At 63.2% G+C, this 18,590-nt stretch carries 17 protein-coding genes; 6 read left to right on the top strand and 11 right to left on the bottom strand.

Annotated elements, in window-relative coordinates; all coding sequences use genetic code 11:
• Positions 1-246 precede the first annotated feature (246 nt).
• Positions 247-1,869: an ABC-F family ATP-binding cassette domain-containing protein gene (locus tag BLEFHOIH_RS10715; RefSeq protein ID WP_088345235.1), complete on the bottom strand. Its 1,623-nt coding sequence runs from the start codon at positions 1,867-1,869 to the stop codon at positions 247-249.
• A 204-nt stretch (positions 1,870-2,073) separates the two neighbouring features.
• Here BLEFHOIH_RS10715 and BLEFHOIH_RS10710 point away from each other — a divergent pair, with 204 nt between their 5' ends.
• A complete protein-coding gene (locus BLEFHOIH_RS10710) occupies positions 2,074-2,493 on the top strand; it encodes a hypothetical protein (RefSeq protein ID WP_088345233.1) in 420 nt (139 codons plus the stop codon).
• 143 nt (positions 2,494-2,636) lie between these two features.
• On the opposite strand, the gene BLEFHOIH_RS10705 is transcribed toward BLEFHOIH_RS10710, so the two are convergent.
• The 8 genes from BLEFHOIH_RS10705 to BLEFHOIH_RS10670 form a co-directional block, all read right to left on the bottom strand.
• Positions 2,637-3,428, bottom strand: a complete 792-nt coding sequence (locus BLEFHOIH_RS10705; RefSeq protein WP_280950388.1) for an amino acid ABC transporter ATP-binding protein — start codon at positions 3,426-3,428, stop codon at positions 2,637-2,639.
• A 17-nt stretch (positions 3,429-3,445) separates the two neighbouring features.
• The gene (locus BLEFHOIH_RS10700) at positions 3,446-4,567 is read right to left on the bottom strand and encodes an amino acid ABC transporter permease (protein ID WP_088345229.1); all 1,122 of its coding nucleotides are present in this window, start codon (positions 4,565-4,567) and stop codon (positions 3,446-3,448) included.
• A gap of 4 nt (positions 4,568-4,571) precedes the next feature.
• Positions 4,572-5,687 carry an ABC transporter permease subunit gene (locus BLEFHOIH_RS10695; protein ID WP_245296965.1) on the bottom strand — a complete coding sequence of 372 codons (1,116 nt, stop codon included), beginning with the start codon at positions 5,685-5,687 and terminating at the stop codon, positions 4,572-4,574.
• A gap of 197 nt (positions 5,688-5,884) precedes the next feature.
• The gene (locus BLEFHOIH_RS10690; RefSeq protein WP_088345225.1) at positions 5,885-6,898 is read right to left on the bottom strand and encodes an amino acid ABC transporter substrate-binding protein; all 1,014 of its coding nucleotides are present in this window, start codon (positions 6,896-6,898) and stop codon (positions 5,885-5,887) included.
• A 171-nt stretch (positions 6,899-7,069) separates the two neighbouring features.
• Positions 7,070-8,131 (bottom strand): hypothetical protein, encoded by a 1,062-nt coding sequence (locus tag BLEFHOIH_RS10685; protein ID WP_210191846.1) that lies wholly within the window; start codon positions 8,129-8,131, stop codon positions 7,070-7,072.
• 353 nt (positions 8,132-8,484) lie between these two features.
• A complete protein-coding gene (locus BLEFHOIH_RS10680; protein ID WP_088345221.1) occupies positions 8,485-9,426 on the bottom strand; it encodes a bifunctional riboflavin kinase/FAD synthetase in 942 nt (313 codons plus the stop codon).
• Between the two features lie 39 nt (positions 9,427-9,465).
• A complete protein-coding gene (locus BLEFHOIH_RS10675; protein ID WP_088345219.1) occupies positions 9,466-9,903 on the bottom strand; it encodes a MaoC family dehydratase in 438 nt (145 codons plus the stop codon).
• Positions 9,904-10,061: 158 nt separating this feature from the next.
• A complete protein-coding gene (locus BLEFHOIH_RS10670) occupies positions 10,062-10,934 on the bottom strand; it encodes a TIGR01459 family HAD-type hydrolase (RefSeq protein ID WP_088345217.1) in 873 nt (290 codons plus the stop codon).
• 169 nt (positions 10,935-11,103) lie between these two features.
• Between BLEFHOIH_RS10670 and BLEFHOIH_RS10665 the strand changes: the two genes are divergently transcribed.
• Positions 11,104-12,018 carry a LysR substrate-binding domain-containing protein gene (locus BLEFHOIH_RS10665; RefSeq protein ID WP_088345215.1) on the top strand — a complete coding sequence of 305 codons (915 nt, stop codon included), beginning with the start codon at positions 11,104-11,106 and terminating at the stop codon, positions 12,016-12,018.
• Here the strand turns inward: BLEFHOIH_RS10665 and BLEFHOIH_RS10660 are convergent.
• Positions 12,015-13,013, bottom strand: coding sequence for a glycosyltransferase family 92 protein (locus tag BLEFHOIH_RS10660; protein WP_125461655.1), 999 nt, complete (start codon positions 13,011-13,013; stop codon positions 12,015-12,017). The genes BLEFHOIH_RS10665 and BLEFHOIH_RS10660 overlap by 4 nt on opposite strands.
• Positions 13,014-13,132: 119 nt before the next feature.
• A complete protein-coding gene (locus BLEFHOIH_RS10655) occupies positions 13,133-13,927 on the bottom strand; it encodes a phosphoadenylyl-sulfate reductase (RefSeq protein WP_088345211.1) in 795 nt (264 codons plus the stop codon).
• A gap of 341 nt (positions 13,928-14,268) precedes the next feature.
• Between BLEFHOIH_RS10655 and BLEFHOIH_RS10650 the strand changes: the two genes are divergently transcribed.
• The 4 genes from BLEFHOIH_RS10650 to BLEFHOIH_RS10635 all read left to right on the top strand — a co-directional run bounded on the left by BLEFHOIH_RS10650 (position 14,269) and on the right by BLEFHOIH_RS10635 (position 18,319).
• Positions 14,269-16,110 (top strand): ABC transporter ATP-binding protein, encoded by a 1,842-nt coding sequence (locus tag BLEFHOIH_RS10650; protein ID WP_088345209.1) that lies wholly within the window; start codon positions 14,269-14,271, stop codon positions 16,108-16,110.
• A gap of 236 nt (positions 16,111-16,346) precedes the next feature.
• Positions 16,347-16,880 (top strand): sigma-70 family RNA polymerase sigma factor, encoded by a 534-nt coding sequence (locus tag BLEFHOIH_RS10645; RefSeq protein ID WP_088345207.1) that lies wholly within the window; start codon positions 16,347-16,349, stop codon positions 16,878-16,880.
• Entirely contained in the window at positions 16,877-17,539 is a 663-nt protein-coding gene (locus BLEFHOIH_RS10640) for a ChrR family anti-sigma-E factor (protein WP_088345205.1), read from the top strand. The genes BLEFHOIH_RS10645 and BLEFHOIH_RS10640 overlap by 4 nt, the downstream gene beginning before the upstream one ends.
• Before the next feature lie 6 nt (positions 17,540-17,545).
• A complete protein-coding gene (locus tag BLEFHOIH_RS10635) occupies positions 17,546-18,319 on the top strand; it encodes an SDR family NAD(P)-dependent oxidoreductase (protein ID WP_088345203.1) in 774 nt (257 codons plus the stop codon).
• Positions 18,320-18,590: the final 271 nt, after the last annotated feature.

Here is an 18,590-nt window from a genome sequence, read left to right as displayed (position 1 = left end):
TTTTCAACGCGATTCGGGATGTTGCCCCTGGCTTCTTTTAGCAAAGCCCATGCCAGCCGAAAAGGAGCTGTACGTAATATAAAAATGAATGCGTTATCAATAACTTGCGCGGCAATATGCATCGGCTGCGCCGACCATCCGGCCCGAATGCGCGGTGGAACTGTCGGAAAACCGACATCGCTGAAATGAAGGCGGAACGAGCAAGGACGGGCTGGACCGGGGCTGATCGACGGCGCCCGGCCCCCGTCAACCATGCAGCCCCGGCGCCTCGTGGCCGGTCCGCGCCACATATTCCGTGTAGCCGCCATTATAGACCTGCACGCCATCGGCGGTCAGCTCGAGCACCCGGTTCGATAACGCCGCGAGGAAGTGCCGGTCATGCGAGACGAACAGCATGGTGCCCTCATATTGGGCAAGCGCCGCGATCAGCATGTCCTTCGTCGCCATGTCGAGATGGTTGGTCGGTTCGTCGAGCACCAGGAAATTGGGCGGATCGAACAGCATGAGCGCCATAGCCAGCCGCGCCTTCTCGCCGCCGGACAGCACCCGGCATTTCTTTTCGACATCGTCGCCGGAGAAGCCGAAACAGCCGGCCAACGTCCGCAGCGTGCCCTGCCCGGCCTGCGGAAATTCATGTTCGAGGGTCTGGAAGATGGTGCGGTCACCGGACAGCGTTTCCATGGCGTGCTGGGCGAAATAGCCCATCTTGACGCTGCCGCCGATGGTCACCGAGCCCTGATCGGGCTCATTCGCGCCGGCCACCAGCTTCAGCAGGGTCGACTTGCCGGCGCCGTTGACGCCCATCACGCACCAGCGCTCCTTGCGCCGGATCATGAAATCGAGGCCATCATAGATCACCTTGCTGCCATAGCGCTTATGGACGCCCTTGAGCGCTACGACGTCGTTGCCGGAGCGCGGCGCGGGCTGGAAAACGAACTGCACGGTCTGGCGCCGGCGGGGCGGCTCGACGCGATCGATCTTGTCGAGCTTCTTGACGCGGCTCTGCACCTGCGCGGCGTGGCTGGCGCGCGCCTTGAACCGCTCGATGAATTTGATTTCCTTGGCCAGCATCGCCTGCTGGCGCTCGAATTGCGCCTGCTGCTGCTTGTCGTTCTGCTCGCGCTGCTGGGCGTAGAAGGCATAATCGCCGGAATAGCTGTTGAGCGAGCCCGCATCGATCTCGATGATCTTGTTGACGATGCGGTTCATGAATTCGCGGTCGTGCGAGGTCATCAGGAGCGCGCCGTCATAGCCCCTCAAAAACTGTTCGAGCCAGATCAGGCTTTCCAGATCGAGATGGTTGCTCGGCTCGTCGAGCAGCATGGCGTCGGGCCGCATCAGCAGGATGCGGGCAAGGGCGACGCGCATCTTCCAGCCGCCCGAAAGCTTGCCGACATCGCCGTCCATCATCTCCTGGCTGAAGCTGAGGCCGGCGAGCACTTCCCGCGCGCGCGCCTCGAGCGCATAGCCGTCGAGTTCCTCGAACCGGGCCTGCACGTCGCCATAGCGCTCGATGATGGCGTCCATCTCGCCGGCGCGGTCCGGGTCGGCCATGGCCGCCTCGAGCTCCTTAAGGTCGGCCGCGACGGCGCTGACCGCGCCCGCCCCGTTCATCACCTCGACCACGGCGCTATGGCCCGACATTTCGCCGACATCCTGATTGAAATAGCCGATGCTGACGCCGCGATCGACCGCCACCCGGCCCTCGTCGGGCTCTTCCTCGCCGGTGATCATGCGGAACAGCGTCGTCTTGCCGGCGCCGTTCGGCCCGACAAGGCCGACACGCTCGCCTTTCAGGAGAGCGGCGGACGCCTCGATGAAAAGGAGATGATTGCCATTCTGCTTGCTGATGTTTTCGAGACGGACCATGACCACCGGGGAAGCTGAGGATACGTGCCGCCCTTATGGCACGGGAGACGCGCCGCGCGCAGGGAAATGGCCGCCGCGCGACAATGGGCATCGACACGCACGCAGCGCGGGGGGGCGGCGAAGGCGGCTTTCTGATTACGCAATGCCGGCCTCTGCAACCCGCCATCGGTGTCGGAACCGCCCGCTGCCTGATATGCATGGGCGATGCTCGACCTCCTGAAAAGAACCGCACGCCTGCTCGAAGAAAAGGCCGCCGGCCTACCCGTCGACAACCAGCGCCGCGCGCATCTCATCGCCCTGGCCGGCGCGACCCGGCAAGTCGCGCTGGAGCGAGCCGCGGCGCACCGGAAGCATCGGATCGTCACCCGGCTGACCCGCCAGGGCGTGCCCCGCGAGGAAGCCGAATTCGCGTCGCGGCTGGCATTGAAGGCCGGAGACCGGCCCTTCCGCCTCCATAACATCGTCGATCTGCCCGGAATCGCCGGCGCCGATGTCAAGGAAGCCGTCGTCAGGCTGCAGGCGCTCGGCGTCGTCGAAGCGGCCGACGGCGAAGACCTGGCGTTCCGCTTCGCGCATCGCTTCCGATGGGTTGCCGGGACGGCCGGCCCCGACATCGCGGAATAGAGTGGGATCGATGGGACGGCTCAGCCCGTGCGCCGCTTTCTCAGACTCACAAGTCGCCGCAGCCAAGCCCTCTCCCAGGGGAGAGGGGATCAGGCTGCGGATTGTCTGACTAACCTGCGTAGGCGGCCGGCCTAATGGCCGCCTCAATGGCCAAGGATCTGGCTCAGGAACAGCTTCGTCCGGTCGCTCTTGGGATTGTGGAAGAAGCCTTCCGGGTCCTGCGATTCGACGATCTGCCCCTGGTCCATGAAGATCACCCGGTGCGCGACCTGACGGGCAAAGCCCATCTCATGCGTGACGACCAGCATGGTCATGCCGCTTTCGGCCAGGTCGATCATCACGTCGAGCACTTCGGAGATCATTTCCGGGTCGAGCGCCGAGGTCGGCTCGTCGAACAGCATGATACGCGGGTTCATGCAGAGCGACCGCGCGATAGCGACGCGCTGCTGCTGGCCGCCCGAAAGCTGGCCCGGATATTTGTTCGCCTGCTCGGGGATGCGGACGCGCTTGAGATATTGCCGCGCCACCTCCTCGGCCTCCTTGCGCGGCACCTTGCGCACCCAGACCGGCGCCAGCATGCAGTTCTCCAGCACCGTCAGATGTGGGAACAGGTTGAACCCCTGGAACACCATGCCGACTTCGCGCCGGACCTCCTCGATATGCTTCACGTCGTCATTCAGCTCGATGCCGTCGACGACGATCGAACCCTCCTGGAAGATCTCGAGCCGGTTGATGCAGCGGATCAGCGTCGACTTGCCGGAGCCGGAGGGGCCGCAAATGACGATGCGCTCGCCCTTGGACACGAACAGGTCGATGTCCTTCAGCACGTGAAAATTCACGTACCACTTGTTGAGCTTGCTGATCGAGATGATCGGCGCGTCCGTCGCCTTGGCGGCGGCCGGGCGGACCGAGGGTTTTTCCGTTGGTTCCAGAATCGTCATGGTTTCGGCTCCTAACCCCGTTTCGAGGTGTCGAGCTTGCGCTCGATATGCTGACTGTAGCGCGACATCGAGTAAGTACATACCCAATAGATCGACGCCGCGAAGACATAGGCCTCGAAGTCATAGCCCTTCCATTCGAGCGAACGGCTCGCGGTCTGGGCCATGTTCAAGAGATCGAGGAGGCCGATGATGGCAACAAGCGAGGTGTCCTTGAACAGCGTCATGTAGGTGTTGACGATGCTCGGGATCGAGATCTTCAGCGATTGCGGCAGGATGATGAGGCCCATCTTCTTCCAATAGCCGAGCCCTAGCGAGTCCGCCGCTTCATACTGTCCGCGCGGAATCGCCTGCAAGCCGCCGCGCACGGCTTCGGCCATATAGGCCGATTGGAACAAGGAGATGCCGATCATGGCGCGCACCACCTTGTTGAGGTCGATCTCATGCGAGAAGAACAAGGGCAGCATCACCGAGGCCATGAACAGCACGGTGATCAGCGGCGCGCCGCGCCACAGCTCGATATAGGCAATCGAGATGGCGCGGATGATCGGCAGGTTCGAGCGCCGCCCGAGCGCCAGGATGATGCCGAGCGGCAGCGCGAAGACCATGCCGACGCTCGCCAGCGTGAAGGTGAGCAGGAAGCCGCCCCATTCATTGGTCGGCGCAATCGGCAGGCCGAGCCATTCGCCCTGGATCAGCGCATAGGCGATGAAGGGGAAGCCGAACAGCGTGAACAGGCCGACCTGCACCTTGTAGGGCGTGCGCGGCACGAGCAGCCAGGCGAACAGCCCGGCGAGCATGGCAAAGCCGAGCACCGGCCGCCAGACCTCCTCCGGATGCTGGCCGAAATGCAGGCCGAAAATGATCTGCACGAAGCGGACCTTGATGAAGGTCCAGCAGGCACCGCCCGGATTGGCCGCGCAGACGGATCTGTCGGTGCCCGAAATGTTGGCGTTGAACACCGCCCAGGACAGCATCGGCGGGATGAGCAGATAGAGAATGTAGATGCAGATCAGCGTGACCAGCGAGTTGGTCACCGAGCCGAACAGCCGCTCGCGCGCCCAGTGCCAGAGGCCGGTTTCGCTGAGGGGGGGCGGACGGCTGACGATAGGTTGGAAAACTACGGATTCCGCCATAAAACTATCTTTCCACCAACTGGACACGACGGTTGTAGACGTTGAGAACAAGTGAGGTCAGCAGGCTGAGCGTCACATAGACGCCGATGGTCATGGCGATGATGACCAGCGCCTGCCCGGTCTGATTGAGCGCGATGCCCGCCCACAAGCTGACCAGTTCCTCATAGGCGACCGCGACCGCCAGCGAGGAATTCTTGGTCAGGTTGAGATATTGATTGATGGTCGGCGGGATGATGACGCGCAGCGCCTGCGGGATGATCACCAGCCGCAGCATCGGCGCGCGCTTCAGCCCGAGCGATTGCGCCGCCTCCGTCTGCCCCTTCGACACCGATACGATGCCGGCGCGCACATTCTCCGCGATGAACGATGCCGTATAGGTCGACAGCGCGAACCAGAGCGTGAACAGCGGCAACGGCACCTGGATGCCGCCGGTCAAGTTGAACCGGCCAAGCACAGGGAATTCGAAGCGCAGCGGCTCGAACAGCGCGAACACCACCACCAGCAACCCGAGCGCGACGGCAATGCCGTAGAGCAGGCCCGGCGGGCGCTCGCCGGTCATATATTGCCGCTCCTTGGCCCAGCGATGCAGCAGGATGATGGCGAGCAGGCCGAGCGCCACGGCGGCGACCAGCACCCAGGGCGCCGCGCCGTCCATGAAGATCGGCTTGGGGATATAGAGCCCGCGATTGTTGAGGAAGACCTCATCGCCGATGCCCAAACTGTCCTTCGGGAAAGGCAAGAGCGGCAGGAAGACGGCAAAATTCCAGAACATGATCTGCAGCAGGACCGGGATGTTCCGGAAGGTCTCGATATAGACCTGCGCAAAGCGCGACAGGAAGAAATTCGGCGACAGGCGCATGACGCCGATGATGAAACCGATTGTCGTCGCGGCGATGATGCCGAGAATGCTGATCAGGATGGTGTTCTGGATGCCGATCACGAAGACCAGCCAATACGGACTTTCACCGAGCTTGAAGTCGATGAAAGGCGAATAGCCGACGGCGAACGGCGCCACCTGGTCTAGAAACTGGAAGCCGGTCTGAATGCCGCGCGCGCGCAGATTGCCGACGGTATTGTTGAAGATCGTAAAAAGCGCCCAGGCAACGAGCCCGAGAACCACCGCCTGAGCAATAACGCCCCGGACGGCGGGGTTTCGATAAAAGGGAATCCGGCTTTTCCCGCTCAAGGCACAAACCTCTCCATTCGGGCGTTGGAGGTGAACAACGGCGCCCGCCCCTAGGCGCCGCTGTCCACGTGAGATTATCGAAGCCGCGGCAAGGACTTGGCCGAGCCGCGGGACTTCAAAGCGTTACGCCATTAGCGCATCGGGGGTGCGTAGAGCAGCCCACCTTTGGTCCAAAGCGCGTTGACGCTGCCTTCGCGCTTCAGCCCCAGCGGGGTGATGCTGCGCTGATAGAGCTCGTCGTAATTGCCGACCTGCTTGACCGCGTCATAGGCGAAGCTGTTGGTCAGGCCGAGATTTTCGCCCATCTTGTCCTCGACGCCGAGCAGACGCTTGATGTCGGGGTTGGCGCTCTTCTTCATTTCGTCGACATTGGCCGAGGTGACGCCGAGTTCGTCGGCGGTGATCAGCGCATAGAGCGTCCAGGTGACGATGTCACGCCATTGCGGGTCGCCTTGGCGAACGGCCGGCCCAAGCGGCTCTTTCGAAATCGTCTCAGGCAGGATCGTGGCGCCGGCCGGATCCTTCAGCTCGGACCGGATGGCGGCGAGCTGCGACTTGTCCGACGTCAGAACGTCGCAGGAGCCGCCGTCGAAGCCTTCGCGGGTCTGCACCGAAGTGTCGTAGCCGATCGGCTTAAATGTCATGCCATTGACGCGAAAATAGTCAGCAAGGTTCAGCTCGGTGGTGGTGCCGGCCTGAACGCAAACGCTGGCGCCGTTCAATTCCTTGGCGCTTTTGACGCCCAGAGAATTCTTCACCAGGAAGCCCTGGCCGTCGATGTAGTTGAAATAGGTGAAGTCGATGCCGAGCGTGGCGTCGCGGGTCAGCGTCGCCGTGGTATTGCGCGACAACAGGTCGACTTCGCCCGAGCTCAGGGCGGTAAACCGCTCTTTTGCTGTCAGCGTGGTGAATTTGACTTTGGTCTTGTCACCGAAGATGGCAGCGGCGACGCCGGAACAGAAATCGGCGTCGATACCGACCATCTGACCCTTGTCGTTCGGCGCGGAGAAGCCCGGAAGCCCCCCGTCGATGCCGCATTTCAGAAAACCCCGGGCCTTGACGTCATCGAGCGTTCCGCCAAGCGCTGGCAAAGTCGCCAGCGCAAGGGCGGTAAGCCCTCCGGTCATAAGCTTAACGAGATGCATGTGCTCCCCTTCCTCTCAGGCTAAAAGCGATTACGAAACTGTGAAGGCATAAACCATGCCATGTGCTCGGGCCAGCGAAAGCCCGGCCAGCTTCCTTTCGACGCGGTTACCGGCGTCGGGCATTCTGCATATTCCGGCGCATACGCGCTATGCCTACCTGCGTCGGATAGACTAATTCATTGTCAGTTTTTTCAGATTGGCGTTCACGTCCGAGATGTTCGTCGTGAGAATCTCGAAAACCGAGCCCCAACTGGCGAGATAGTGAGTGTCGGAGGATGTGGAATCTGAAACGAAAATCCAGATGAACCACCGGTCTTCAGATGAACTGGCGCCGGGCGTCGTCGCGGACATGGTGACGGCTTGGCTCCACGTCAGATCCCAATAATCCCGGATGTCGGCGAAGAAGGCATAGGGGCGCGCCGGGTGCCCGAATGTGTTGCGGTAGAAGCGCCGGTCGAATTTCGACATCCGGAAAAGCACGTAGCCATCATAGGCGTCCGCATTGTTCTCGCCGAAGCGGGACACCCGCTTGGCGTAGTATTTATAATCAAGCTGGCCGGAGTTGAGCGCCGGGTCGGGCGCCGGCAGCGCCTGCACGAATTCCGACATCTTCTTGTTGCGCGTCAGATTTTCCAGCTCCGTCTGGGTGAATTGCCAGACCCAGACCCGCTCATAGGGGCTGCGCTTTGGTGGGCACTCCTTGCCGCGCGGCTGCAGGCACAGGTTCTTCACCAGATATTCCCGCACCCCGGCCGCATAGAAAAGCGGCGCCCCGTTCCTCAGATGCTCCTTGTGAGGAAAGGTGAAGCCGGTGCCGAGATATTCGTTGGAATAAAGGCTGAGCGTGTCGCGCAGCGTATCGGGGATGCCGGGAATTTCGTTGAGCAGCATGGCCGTGTAGATGTCGCGCCAGAATAGCGTCGTGTAATCGCTATTGTCTTGCGGATGGCGTCCGCCTTGGTTGCGCTTGGCGAGGTTGTTCGGCCGCTGGACATTGGTCCAGGCCAGCATCAGGCATTGGAAACGCAACTCCTCCAGCGAGGCGATCTTGTCCGCATTGGCCGGCTCGTTCTTGCCGGCGACCAGTTGCGCGCCCGTGCCTTTGTCGACGCAACTTTTGAAGTAGCTCTGAGTGTTTTCCTTCCAGATTTGCCATTCATCCTTCGGCTGCCAATAGGCGAAGATGAAGAACAGGAACACCATGCTAGTGACCAGCGCGGCACCCATTCGCAAAAATGACTTCGCATACTGGCCGAAACTTGTCTTTTCGCGCTTGAAGTCGAACACATACTCAAGGATTGTAAATAAAAATGCCGCAATCGCGGCAATCGCAGGCAGATTTTCTATGAAGGTCTTGGGAAGATTTTCGAACATAACGCCCCACAACATAGATTGAGTAAAGATTAATTTGTATCATGGGCCGGGCGGGACAGTAAATGTGGCACGTAATGCAAAAGCTACTCACGCCGGGGGCCACCGGAGCGACTTGGAAATGTCCGAAATTGAGACGGGAATGCCTGCGTGGCATGAGGTCAGCCGCTATTTCGCCGACGCTCAGCGCACGGTCTTGCCAGGAAGGGCGCGGCTCAGTTCTTCTCCTGTGCATCGGCCCGCCGCAAGATTTCCTCGGCCTTTGCGACATCGGTGCGCATCTGCGCGGCAAGGTCGGTGCCGGAGCGGAATTTAGCGTCAGGGCGCACGAAATCGATGAACTGGATCTTGATGCTGCGGCCGTAGAGATCGCCGTCGAAGTCGAACAGGAAGGTCTCCAGCAGCGGCGCGCCGGCATCGAAGGTCGGGCGCGTGCCCAGATAAGCCGCGCCGTGATGCCAGGCGCCGTCGACGCCGACCCGGACCGCATAAATGCCGTGCCGTAACGATTGTCCGTCAGCAAGGCGCACATTCGCTGTCGGAAAACCGAGCCCCGTGCCGCGCCCGGCGCCGGACTCCACGACGCCCTCGACCTGCCACCAGTCGCCGAGCATGTCGGCCGCGCCCGCGACATCGCCTTCGGCCAGCATTTCGCGCACGCGTGTGGAGGAATAGATCTCGCCGGAATTGCCCGCCGCCTCGACGATGGTGACGCCGAAGCCGAAGCTCTCGCCGAGCGCGCGCAGAACCGCCGGATTGCCCTGCCGTCCTTTGCCGAAGAAGAAATTATAGCCGGTCGTCGCATGGCTGATGGCGAGGCCGTCGACCAGGACGTCCTTGACGAATTCCTCGGCGCTCAGGCAGGCGACCGAGGCGTCGAATTGCAGTACCGCCGCAAGGTCTATGCCGCAATGGGCGAGCAGTTCAAGCTTCCGCTCGAGGCTGGTGAGCTGGAAGACCGGCTTGTCGGGCTGAAAGAATTTGCGCGGATGCGGCTCGAAGATCATCGCGCCGACAGGGGTGCCGGTGCGCGCCGCGCGTCTTGCGACATCGAGCACCGCGCGATGCCCGCGATGCACGCCGTCGAAATTGCCGATGGCGAGCGAGGCGCCCTTCAAACGCGCCGGAACGTCACGCCAGCCCTTGATAATGTCCATGCAGCCCCGAGCGTTTCCGGCCCCCGCGCTCGTCCTGCGTCACGCTTGGCGCGAGGGCACCATCAACAAAGCCTCGCCCTCCAATACCGTTTTGCCGCCGACCGAGCAATGGCATGTGAAAATGGCGCGGCGTTTGGCGGGCAGCAGCTCGGTGATGCGGGCGGTCGCGGTGACTTCGTCGCCGATATGGACGGGGGCGCGGAAATTCAGGCTCTGCGATATGTAGATGGCGCCGGGGCCGGGCAGCAGCGTGCCGAGGATGGTGGAGATGTAGCCCGCCGTCAGCGCGCCATGGGCGATGCGGGTCTTGAACATGGTGCCCGCCGCATAGGCCTCGTCGAGATGGATGGGATTGGTGTCGCCGGTCAATTCGGCGAAGGCGATGATGTCTTCCTCGCTGACGCGCCGCACATAGCGCGCTTCCATGCCGACATTGAGATCTTCGAAATGGTGGCCGGCCTTGCCGTCTTCGCTCATGAAATCCTGACTCCGCCAAACTGCCGAATTATTTTGCACAGCAACATGAATGTTGCACAGCAAAAAAGCATATGACGGTAAGCAAAGCTGTGCAATTCACCCAAGGGTGAAGGCCCGAACCTTACCGGAAGCCTGCGGGACGCCGAAATCGGCTCAAATCACCAGATAAGCTGGCTGAGCGCGGCGACGGGGCGGGATTTGCTGCCTTCGAATAGGCGGGCGATCTGCGCCGCTTCGACGCCTTCTTCGCGGCCGCCGGCCAGATGCACGCCGCTGGCGACGAAAACGCTGTCGATATTTTGTGCAACCGCGCCGGCAATATCGGTGTGCAGGCCGTCGCCGATGGCGAGGATGCGGTGCTTCGGCAGATCGGCCCCGCGCAGCTCGCTCACCAGCGCCATGGCGAGGTCGTAGATCGGCTTATACGGCTTGCCGGCATAGATCACCTCGCCGCCGATTTCCTCATAGGCCTTGGCGATGGCGCCGGCGCAATAGATCAGCCGGTCGCCGCGCTCGACCTTAATATCGGGATTGGCGCAGATCATCGGCAATTTGCGGGCGAGGCATTCGGCCAGCAGATCGGCGTAATCGGCCGCCGTCTCGGTCTCGTCGTCATAGAGGCCGGAACACACCACCGCCGCGCTCTCGGCGACGCCGCCGAGCGAGACGCCGAGATCGTCGAAGATCGGCAGGTCGCGCGCGGGGCCGATATGGAACAGCGTCTGCCCGGCCTTTTCGGCCATCAGGGTGCGCGTCACATCGCCGGAGGTGGCGATGCCGTCATAGCAATCGGCCGGAACGCCGACCTCGAGCAATTGCTCGGCGACGGTCTCGCGCGGTCGCGGCGCGTTGGAGATCAGCACCACCACGCCGCCGCCCTCGCGGAACAGCCGGCAGGCCTCGACCGCCGAGGCGAAGGGGCGCAGGCCGTTATGCAGCACGCCCCAGATGTCGACCAGCCACGCGTCATAGCGGCGCGAGAAACAGGCGATGGACTCCAGGACGGGGATGGACGGGGTTTCGATGCTCATGGCGTTTGCTAGGATCGGCCCGTCCGGCTGTCAAGTTTTGATCGGGTTTTTTGCGCGCTGACCACAGCGGCGACACCGCATAAGGGTTTACCGCAATGCAAAAAAAATGGCGCAATGCGGCGGAAATGTTTAGCCAGGTAGGATTATGCCGTGTTAATTATTGCACGCCATGTATCTCAAAGAACTCGATGCGAATTTGATCGTCGTGCTCGATGCGCTGCTCATCGATGCCAGCGTCACCCGCGCCGCCGAGCGTCTCGGCCGCAGCCCCTCCGCCGTCAGCCACGCGCTTTCCAACCTGCGCGAGATTTTCGGCGACGAGCTTTTCGTCCGCGCGGGGCAACGGCTAGTGCCCACGGCACGGGCGAGAAGCCTTGCCCCCGCCGTGCATGTGATCGTCTCCGGCATGGAGAGTCTGCTGCGCCCCGAAACGCCCTTCGAACCGGCGACGCTGGAGCGCACCTTCATGATCGCCTGCAGCGAAACCCGCGAGGTCACGCTGCTGGGCGGCCTGCAGAAGCAGCTCGCCGAGGTCGCGCCGTCGATCCAAATGCGCTGGCAGGCGCCGCAGGAGTCCTCCTATGTCGAGGACCTGCGCTCTGGCCACATCCATTTCCTGATCTATGAAGGCGCGGTCACCGGCGAGACCGGCGACATCTGCGTCACCCATCTCTGCGATGACGGCTATGTCGTGCTGGCGCGGGCGGGGCATGAGCTGACCAAGGCCAAGGACGCGGCGGGCAAGCTCGGGGCGTTCCCGCATGTGCTGGTGGCGGGGGCGCCGTGGCGGCCCGATCCGGTGCGCGCCCATCTTGCGGGGCTCGGCATCGATGTCGAGCAGAGCACGCAGGCCTCCTCGATCCTGGCCGGCCTGTTCTTGGCGCGCGAGAGCGATCACCTGATCGTCGCGCCGCAGGCCATTGCCGAAGCCGCCTATGGGCTCGGGCTGGTCGCCGTCGCCGAGGCCGCGCCGCGCCTGACGGTGCCGGTCAACCTGTGCTGGCACCGCAGCCACGACCGCGACGAATGCCATCAATGGATGGGCGGGCAGATCATGCGCTGGCACGAGCAGCGGCCGGCTTAGGCCGCCGCGTTCGCCGCCGCCGCGCCGTAGCGTTCTGCGAGCCGCCGCTTCAGCTCGGGGACGAAGCGCATCAGGCGGCGGTCTTCCTCGACATGCAGCTCATATTGGGCGAAGCGCTTGCTCAGCTTGCCCATGTCGACCGCGCCGCGCGCATCGACACGGCCCTTGGCGAGCTTCTTCGCCATCTCCTCATGCGAGCGGGTGATGTAATGATGCAGCCGCAAATAATCGCCGGTCGCATAGGCGGGATCCTTGTGCAGGCGCTGGGGGAATTTGACGCCATTGTCGTTGATAAGGATGGCGCCGTCTTCCTTGGTGTAGAACAGATGCGGCCATTTCCCGCCGCTGATCGCCACCGGATTGACGATGGCCTTGTATTTCAGCAGCCGGTATTGCTCGGTCCGATAGGGGAATGAGGCGCGCTCGAAATAGCTCTCGATGACGAGCCCGTCTGGCTTGGTCTTGTGACCGCCCGGCCCGAAGCAGATCCAGGGCAGGCTGATGCCCGGCAGGTGGTTGAAGCGCTGCATGGTCGAAACCAGCGAGTCGCCTTCAACCGGATAGAGGAATTCATCGATGTCGATGAAGGCCATCCATTGATAGGCCGAGCCGAAATTGCCGAGGGCGTGATTATAGGCCAGTGCCTGCGGATTGAGGCCGGCGCTGAAATTGCGCCAGGGCAGCACCGTCACCAGCCCGGCGCGGATGAAGGGCGTCAGGACCTCAGGGGAATTATCGGTGCTGCCATTGTCGTAGAGATAGATGTGGCGCACGCCGAGCATGAGATGGAATTCGAGCCATTCCGGCAGATAGAGCGCCTCGTTCTTGACGATGGCGGCCATGGCAATGCCGTCGGCCGGCTGCGGCGGCGTCGGCAGTTCCGTGAGCGAGTAGATGCCGGATTTCGGCTGCCCCTTGGGCACCAGCCCGATCATTTCCCGCAGCCGCTCACGCAGCAACAGCAGCCGCAACTCGAGATCGCTCGCTCTACTCACGCCCGTCTCCCTCGAACACTCACTTTGCTGAAGGCGTGGTAGACGATGGCGGCGGCGCCGTCCACAGCTTCGTGCACAGAGCGTATCGTTTGCTTAAGCGGTATGGCGGGAAGCGGCTTTCAGCCTTCGCGCACGGCGCCGAGCGGCCCGGTATGGATGCCGCATTCCACCTTGCCGCGGCCGCGCCAGCGGCCGGCGCGCGGGTCTTCGCCGGGGGCGACGCGGCTGGTGCAGGGCATGCAGCCGATCGAGGCGAAGCCGTGTTTTTCCAGCGGGTGCGGCGGCAGGTTCAGCCCGCGGAAGCGCTCGACGATCTCGCCCCGGCTGAGGCTGGCCAGCGGGTTGAATTTCAAACGCGGGCCATCGGATTCGACCACCGGAATGCCGGCGCGGTCGCCGCCCTGGTAGCGCTTGCGGCCGTTCGCCCAGGCGTCGAACCCTTCGAGCGCCTTGCCGAGCGGGCGCACCTTGCGCAGCGCGCAGCAGGCATTGGGATCGCGCAGATAGAGGTCGCCTTCGGCATCCTCGGCGGCGGTCTCGGCCGCGTCCGGGTGCAGGCTGCGGACGTCAGTGAGGCCGACGCGCGACCGCAGCAGGTCGCGATATTCGAGGGTCTCGGAGAAGAGATAGCCGGTATCGACCAGCAGCACCGGGACGGCGGCGTCGACCTGGGCGGCAGCGGCGAGCAGCACCGCCGATTCCGTGCCGAAGGAGGAGACGATGGCGAAGCGGCCATGATCGACCGCGCTGAGGGCGGCGGCGATCACCTGTTCCGGCGAGGCGTCGGTGAGGAGGGCGTTCAAGGCGGCGGCCTGCTTCTGCGCCAGGATCGGCGCCAGTTGCACCACCTCGGCGTAACGCTCTACGCCCACGTCCGGGACCACGACAGAGCCCGGCACAGGAGCCTTTTCCATAAACGCCATCTCAAACCCACCGAACCGATCTTTTTGCAGGGTGATGTTTGATATAAAGAACGATTTTGTCAATATTCAAACCGCCTCGGTGGTTTTCGCGCGGTTACACGAAAGCGTGACTTTCGCGCATCACAATTTCGCCACTTTTCGACATAGTCTGCCAATCTCCGGCGTTCGGGCAGCCATCTGCTGCGCCCGGCCCTCTCACACGGAGCCGTCTACATGGAAAAAACCTGGCGATCCGTCTGACACGCGGCACGTTTTAGCGAACGCCCCTGCTTCGCTCTGCCGCGCAAACTGACTTTCAGTTTCCTGAAATTCCTGCGGCATTGAGCGACACCATGTTTTCCTGGTTCGAAACCCGTATTGACCCCGTTCGTCCGTCGTCGCTGGAGACCCCTCCGGCGCATTGGACGCAGTTCTTCTGGCATTTCGTGCGTCAGGTCTGGCCCGGCTTCCTGGCCATCCTGTCGATGGGCTTTTTCGTCGGCATCATCGAAGTGTCGCTGTTCGCTTTCCTCGGCCAGTTGGTCGACCTGGCAAAGGCCGCGCCGACGCCGGCCGATTTCTTCAGCCAGCAAGGCGGAACGCTTCTGTGGATGGCCTTCATCGCGCTGGTGCTGCGGCCGATCTTCGCCGCTTTCCACATCATCGCGATCAATCAGGTCATCAACGCCAATTTCACCAACATGATCCGGTGGCAGACCCACCGCTATGTGCTGCGCCAAAGCCTGTCCTTCTTCCAGAACGATTTTGCCGGACGCATCGCCAATAAGATCATCCAGACCGGGCCGTCGCTGCGCGAGGCGATGGTGCAGATCTCGGACGCCATGTGGTTCGTGCTGATCTATACGGGCGGCGCCATCCTGCTGTTCTCGGAGGCGGACTGGCGGCTGATCGTGCCGCTGCTGATCTGGCTGGTGTTCTACGTGCTCTCGATGGTCTATTTCGTCCCGAGGCTGAAGGTCAGCTCGACGGCGATGTCGGAGGTGCGCTCGACGCTGACGGGCCGCATCGTCGACAGCTACACCAACATCACCACGGTGAAGCTGTTCGCCCACACCCAGGGCGAGGACGAATATGCCAAGGAAGCGCTCCTTGAGCACAACCGCACCTTCCATGCGATGCTGCGGCTGACGACCTCCTACGAAGTCGCGGTCATCATCCTGAACGGCTTCCTGATCGTCGGCACCAGCGGGCTGGCGCTGTGGCTGTGGAGCCAGGACGCGATCACGCTCGGCGCGGTGGCGCTGGCGACGGGGCTGGTCATCCGCATCAACAACATGGCCGGCTGGATCATGTTCGTGATGACCAACATCTTCGAGAATGTCGGCACCGTGCAGGAAGGCATGGAAACGATCTCGCGGCCGATCTCCGTCGTCGACACGCCCGCCGCGCGCGAGCTGCGCGTGCCGAAGGGGGAGGTCCGTTATGAGGGCGTCACCTTTCATTACGGGCGCGAGGGCGGGCTGATCGAAAATCTCACCTTCTCGATCAAGCCGGGCGAAAAGGTCGGTCTGGTCGGGCGCTCGGGCGCGGGCAAGTCGACGCTGGTCAACCTGCTCCTGCGCTTCCACGACCTGGAAGGCGGGCGCATCCTGATTGACGGGCAGGATATCGCATCCGTCACCCAGGATTCGCTGCGCGCCAATATTGGCGTGGTCACGCAGGATACCTCGCTGCTGCACCGCTCGGTGTTCGAGAATATCCGCTATGGGCGCAAGGAGGCGAGCGATGAGGAGGTCATCGCCGCCGCCAAGCGCGCCCATGCGCATGAATTCATCGAAGGGCTGATGGATATGCGCGGGCGCGCCGGCTACATGGCCCATGTCGGCGAGCGCGGGGTGAAGCTGTCGGGCGGCCAGCGCCAGCGCGTGGCGATCGCCCGGGTGCTGCTGAAGGACGCGCCGATCCTGATTCTCGACGAGGCGACGTCAGCGCTCGATTCCGAGGTCGAGGCGGCGATCCAGGAGCAGTTCAACAATCTGATGCAGGGCAAGACGGTGATCGCCATCGCGCACCGGCTGTCCACCATCGCCGCGATGGACCGGCTCATCATCATGGATCAGGGCCGCATCGTCGAAGAGGGCACGCATGAGCAGTTGCTGAAGCGCGGCGGCATCTATGCGCAGCTCTGGTCGCGCCAGTCCGGCGGCTTCATGATCGAGGACCGGGTGGCTTAGCAGCCCCCGCCTCACCACGCGCCCGGCGGTTTCGGCGACGGAGCCGCCGGGTTTTCACGCCTTCTCAGCCCGCGCAAGGCAGCCCTGGGAAAATCCAGCTTTTCCGGCGCCACCGCCGTGTTATTGCCGACATTATTCAAATTGCTGTTATTCCCGCTCCGGTGAGGCTATTCTTCCCCACTTGGTGACATAATCCCCCCATTGTTCTGGCCGGCGCGGCCATTCTCCGGGCGAGTATGAGCGATCAACTCAAAAAAATCGCGCAAGAGCAGGATGCCGGTGCCTTCCGGCAGCTCTTCCTGACCTTCGGCCCGAAGGTGCGGGCGATGCTCATGCGGCAAGGCGCGGACTCCGAGACCGCCGAGGAGATCGCGCAGGAGACGATGCTGGCCATCTGGCGAAAGTCGCATCTCTTCGCCGAGAGCCGCGGCAACATGGCGAGCTGGATCTACACCATCGCGCGCAATCTTCGCACCGATCGCGTCCGGCGACAGGTGGTCTGGCAGAATTTCTGCGAGGAGTTCGAGGTCTTGCAGCCGCCGGAAGCGCCTCCGGACGAGTGGCTGGCGCGCGAACAGGAGCGCGCCAGGGTCGGACAGGCGCTTGCGGGACTGCCCGCGGAACAACTCCAGATCATCCAGCTCTCCTTCATGGACGGCCTCACCCAGGCCCAGATCGCCGGAAAGCTCAATCTGCCGCTTGGAACGGTCAAATCTCGAATGCGGCTCGCCTATAGCAAGCTGCGCGGCTCCGTCGAGGGTTCCCTATGACGATACGCCACCACCCCCAGCCGGACACGCTGATGTCCTACGCCTCGGGCGCGCTCCCCGGCGCGATCGCCGGTCTCGTCGCCTGTCACGTCTCGATCTGCCCGCAATGCGCCGGCAGTCTGCGCCGCCTCGGGCTGGTCGCCGGGCTGCTGCTGGAGCGCGTCGCGCCGGAGGCTTACGGCGACGATTACGCGCGCCGTGCCGTCCATAGGATGCACGTCGCCGCGGCCGCCGCCGCCATGGCGCAGAAGAAGCCGAAATACCAGCCTTCCGACCGTGTGCTGCCGATCCCGCTGGCGCGCTATCTCGGCATGAGCGGCTCGGACATTCCTTGGCAATCGGTGGTCAAGGGGGTGCAGCAATATTGGGTCACGCTGCCGAAAGGCGCGGGCGAGATCCGGCTGGTCCGGGCGGCGCCGCGCATCCGGCTGCTGGCCCATTCGCATCGCGGCATGGAGCTGACCATGGTGCTGCGCGGCTCCTACCGCGACAAGACCGGGGAATATCACCCCGGCGACGTCTCCGATCTCGGCGAGGACATCGAGCACCAGCCGAAAGTCACGAGCCCCGAGGATTGCATCTGCATCATCGCCAGCGAAAAGCCGCCGCGCTATAGCCATTTCCTCGCAAGGCTGGTGCAGCCGTTCATGGGATTCTGACGCGGCATGGCGGGGGAATGGCGGGTCGCCTGGATTACCGGCGCGAGCACCGGAATCGGGCGCGAGATGGCGCTTCGGCTGGCGCGGTCGGGCGTGGCAGTCGCGGCCAGCGCGCGCAATGCGGAGGCATTGCGGGCACTCGCCGGCGAGCAGGCCGGGATCGCGGCCTATCCCGTCGATGTGACGGACGAGCCGGCCATGATGCGCGCCGTCGCCGCGATCGAAGCGGAGACGGGGCCGATCGATCTGGCCATCCTGAATGCCGGTCTTGGCGCCCCGCTCAACCCGCAGCGCTTCGACACCGCCACGGTCCGCAAGCTGGTCGAGACCAACTATATGGGCGTGGTGCACGGCCTCGCCGCCGTGCTGCCGCGCATGATCGAGCGCGGGCGCGGCCATATCGCGCTGAACGCCTCGATCGCAGGCTATCGCGGCATGGCCCGCATGGGTGCCTACGCTCCGACCAAGGCGGCACTGATCTCGCTCGCCGAATGCCTACGCGCCGAGCTGGACCGCTACGGCATCCGCGTCAGCCTCATCAATCCCGGCTATGTCGATACGCCGCTGAACCGCGAGAGCCGCGCGCCCCTGCCCTTCCTCATCACCGCCGACATCGCCGCCGACCGCATTCTTGCCGGCTTGCGGCGTGAGAAATTCGAGATCGCCTTCCCCTCGCAGACACTGTGGCTCGGCAAGACGCTCCGCGTGCTGCCCTACCCGGTCTACTTCTGGCTACTGCGGAACGTGCTCCAGCGCCGCCGGGCATCGCGCAGTCAATAAAGCCGGACCACGTGAGATGGAGTTGGGCGGCGGCGAAGTATCTCAATCTCTCAAATTGCGCAGCTTCCCCTCTCCCATGGGGAGAGGGTGGCGCGCGTCAGCGTGCCGGGTGAGGGGGTAATGCCTAACCGTAGGGTGAGGTCTTGTCCTACCGATAGGAATTACCCCCTCACCCCAACCCTCTCCCACTGGAGACCTTTGCGTATCGAAGGTCCTCTCCCCGTCGTCCCGGACGGCCGTCAGGCCGAGCCGGGACCCAATCATATTTCCG

Origin of the sequence: Rhodomicrobium sp. R_RK_3, from assembly GCF_002198715.1 — a bacterium.
Classification (GTDB): domain Bacteria; phylum Pseudomonadota; class Alphaproteobacteria; order Rhizobiales; family Rhodomicrobiaceae; genus R-RK-3.
The sequence above is the reverse complement of the archived record's forward strand: the minus strand, read 5'-3'. Positions and strand labels throughout refer to the sequence as shown.

What these genes read in the sequence shown, in the direction of transcription:
- BLEFHOIH_RS10715 (WP_088345235.1), bottom strand. Translation starts at nt 1,869, where the DNA reads ATGGTCCGTCTCGAAAACATCAGCAAGCAGAATGGCAATCATCTCCTT.
- BLEFHOIH_RS10680 (WP_088345221.1), bottom strand. Translation starts at nt 9,426, where the DNA reads ATGGACATTATCAAGGGCTGGCGTGACGTTCCGGCGCGTTTGAAGGGC.
- BLEFHOIH_RS10675 (WP_088345219.1), bottom strand. Translation starts at nt 9,903, where the DNA reads ATGAGCGAAGACGGCAAGGCCGGCCACCATTTCGAAGATCTCAATGTC.
- BLEFHOIH_RS10635 (WP_088345203.1), top strand. Translation starts at nt 17,546, where the DNA reads ATGGCGGGGGAATGGCGGGTCGCCTGGATTACCGGCGCGAGCACCGGA.
- BLEFHOIH_RS10640 (WP_088345205.1), top strand. Translation starts at nt 16,877, where the DNA reads ATGACGATACGCCACCACCCCCAGCCGGACACGCTGATGTCCTACGCC.
- BLEFHOIH_RS10655 (WP_088345211.1), bottom strand. Translation starts at nt 13,927, where the DNA reads ATGGAAAAGGCTCCTGTGCCGGGCTCTGTCGTGGTCCCGGACGTGGGC.
- BLEFHOIH_RS10710 (WP_088345233.1), top strand. Translation starts at nt 2,074, where the DNA reads ATGCTCGACCTCCTGAAAAGAACCGCACGCCTGCTCGAAGAAAAGGCC.
- BLEFHOIH_RS10690 (WP_088345225.1), bottom strand. Translation starts at nt 6,898, where the DNA reads ATGCATCTCGTTAAGCTTATGACCGGAGGGCTTACCGCCCTTGCGCTG.
- BLEFHOIH_RS10650 (WP_088345209.1), top strand. Translation starts at nt 14,269, where the DNA reads ATGTTTTCCTGGTTCGAAACCCGTATTGACCCCGTTCGTCCGTCGTCG.
- BLEFHOIH_RS10665 (WP_088345215.1), top strand. Translation starts at nt 11,104, where the DNA reads ATGTATCTCAAAGAACTCGATGCGAATTTGATCGTCGTGCTCGATGCG.
- BLEFHOIH_RS10670 (WP_088345217.1), bottom strand. Translation starts at nt 10,934, where the DNA reads ATGAGCATCGAAACCCCGTCCATCCCCGTCCTGGAGTCCATCGCCTGT.
- BLEFHOIH_RS10700 (WP_088345229.1), bottom strand. Translation starts at nt 4,567, where the DNA reads ATGGCGGAATCCGTAGTTTTCCAACCTATCGTCAGCCGTCCGCCCCCC.
- BLEFHOIH_RS10645 (WP_088345207.1), top strand. Translation starts at nt 16,347, where the DNA reads ATGAGCGATCAACTCAAAAAAATCGCGCAAGAGCAGGATGCCGGTGCC.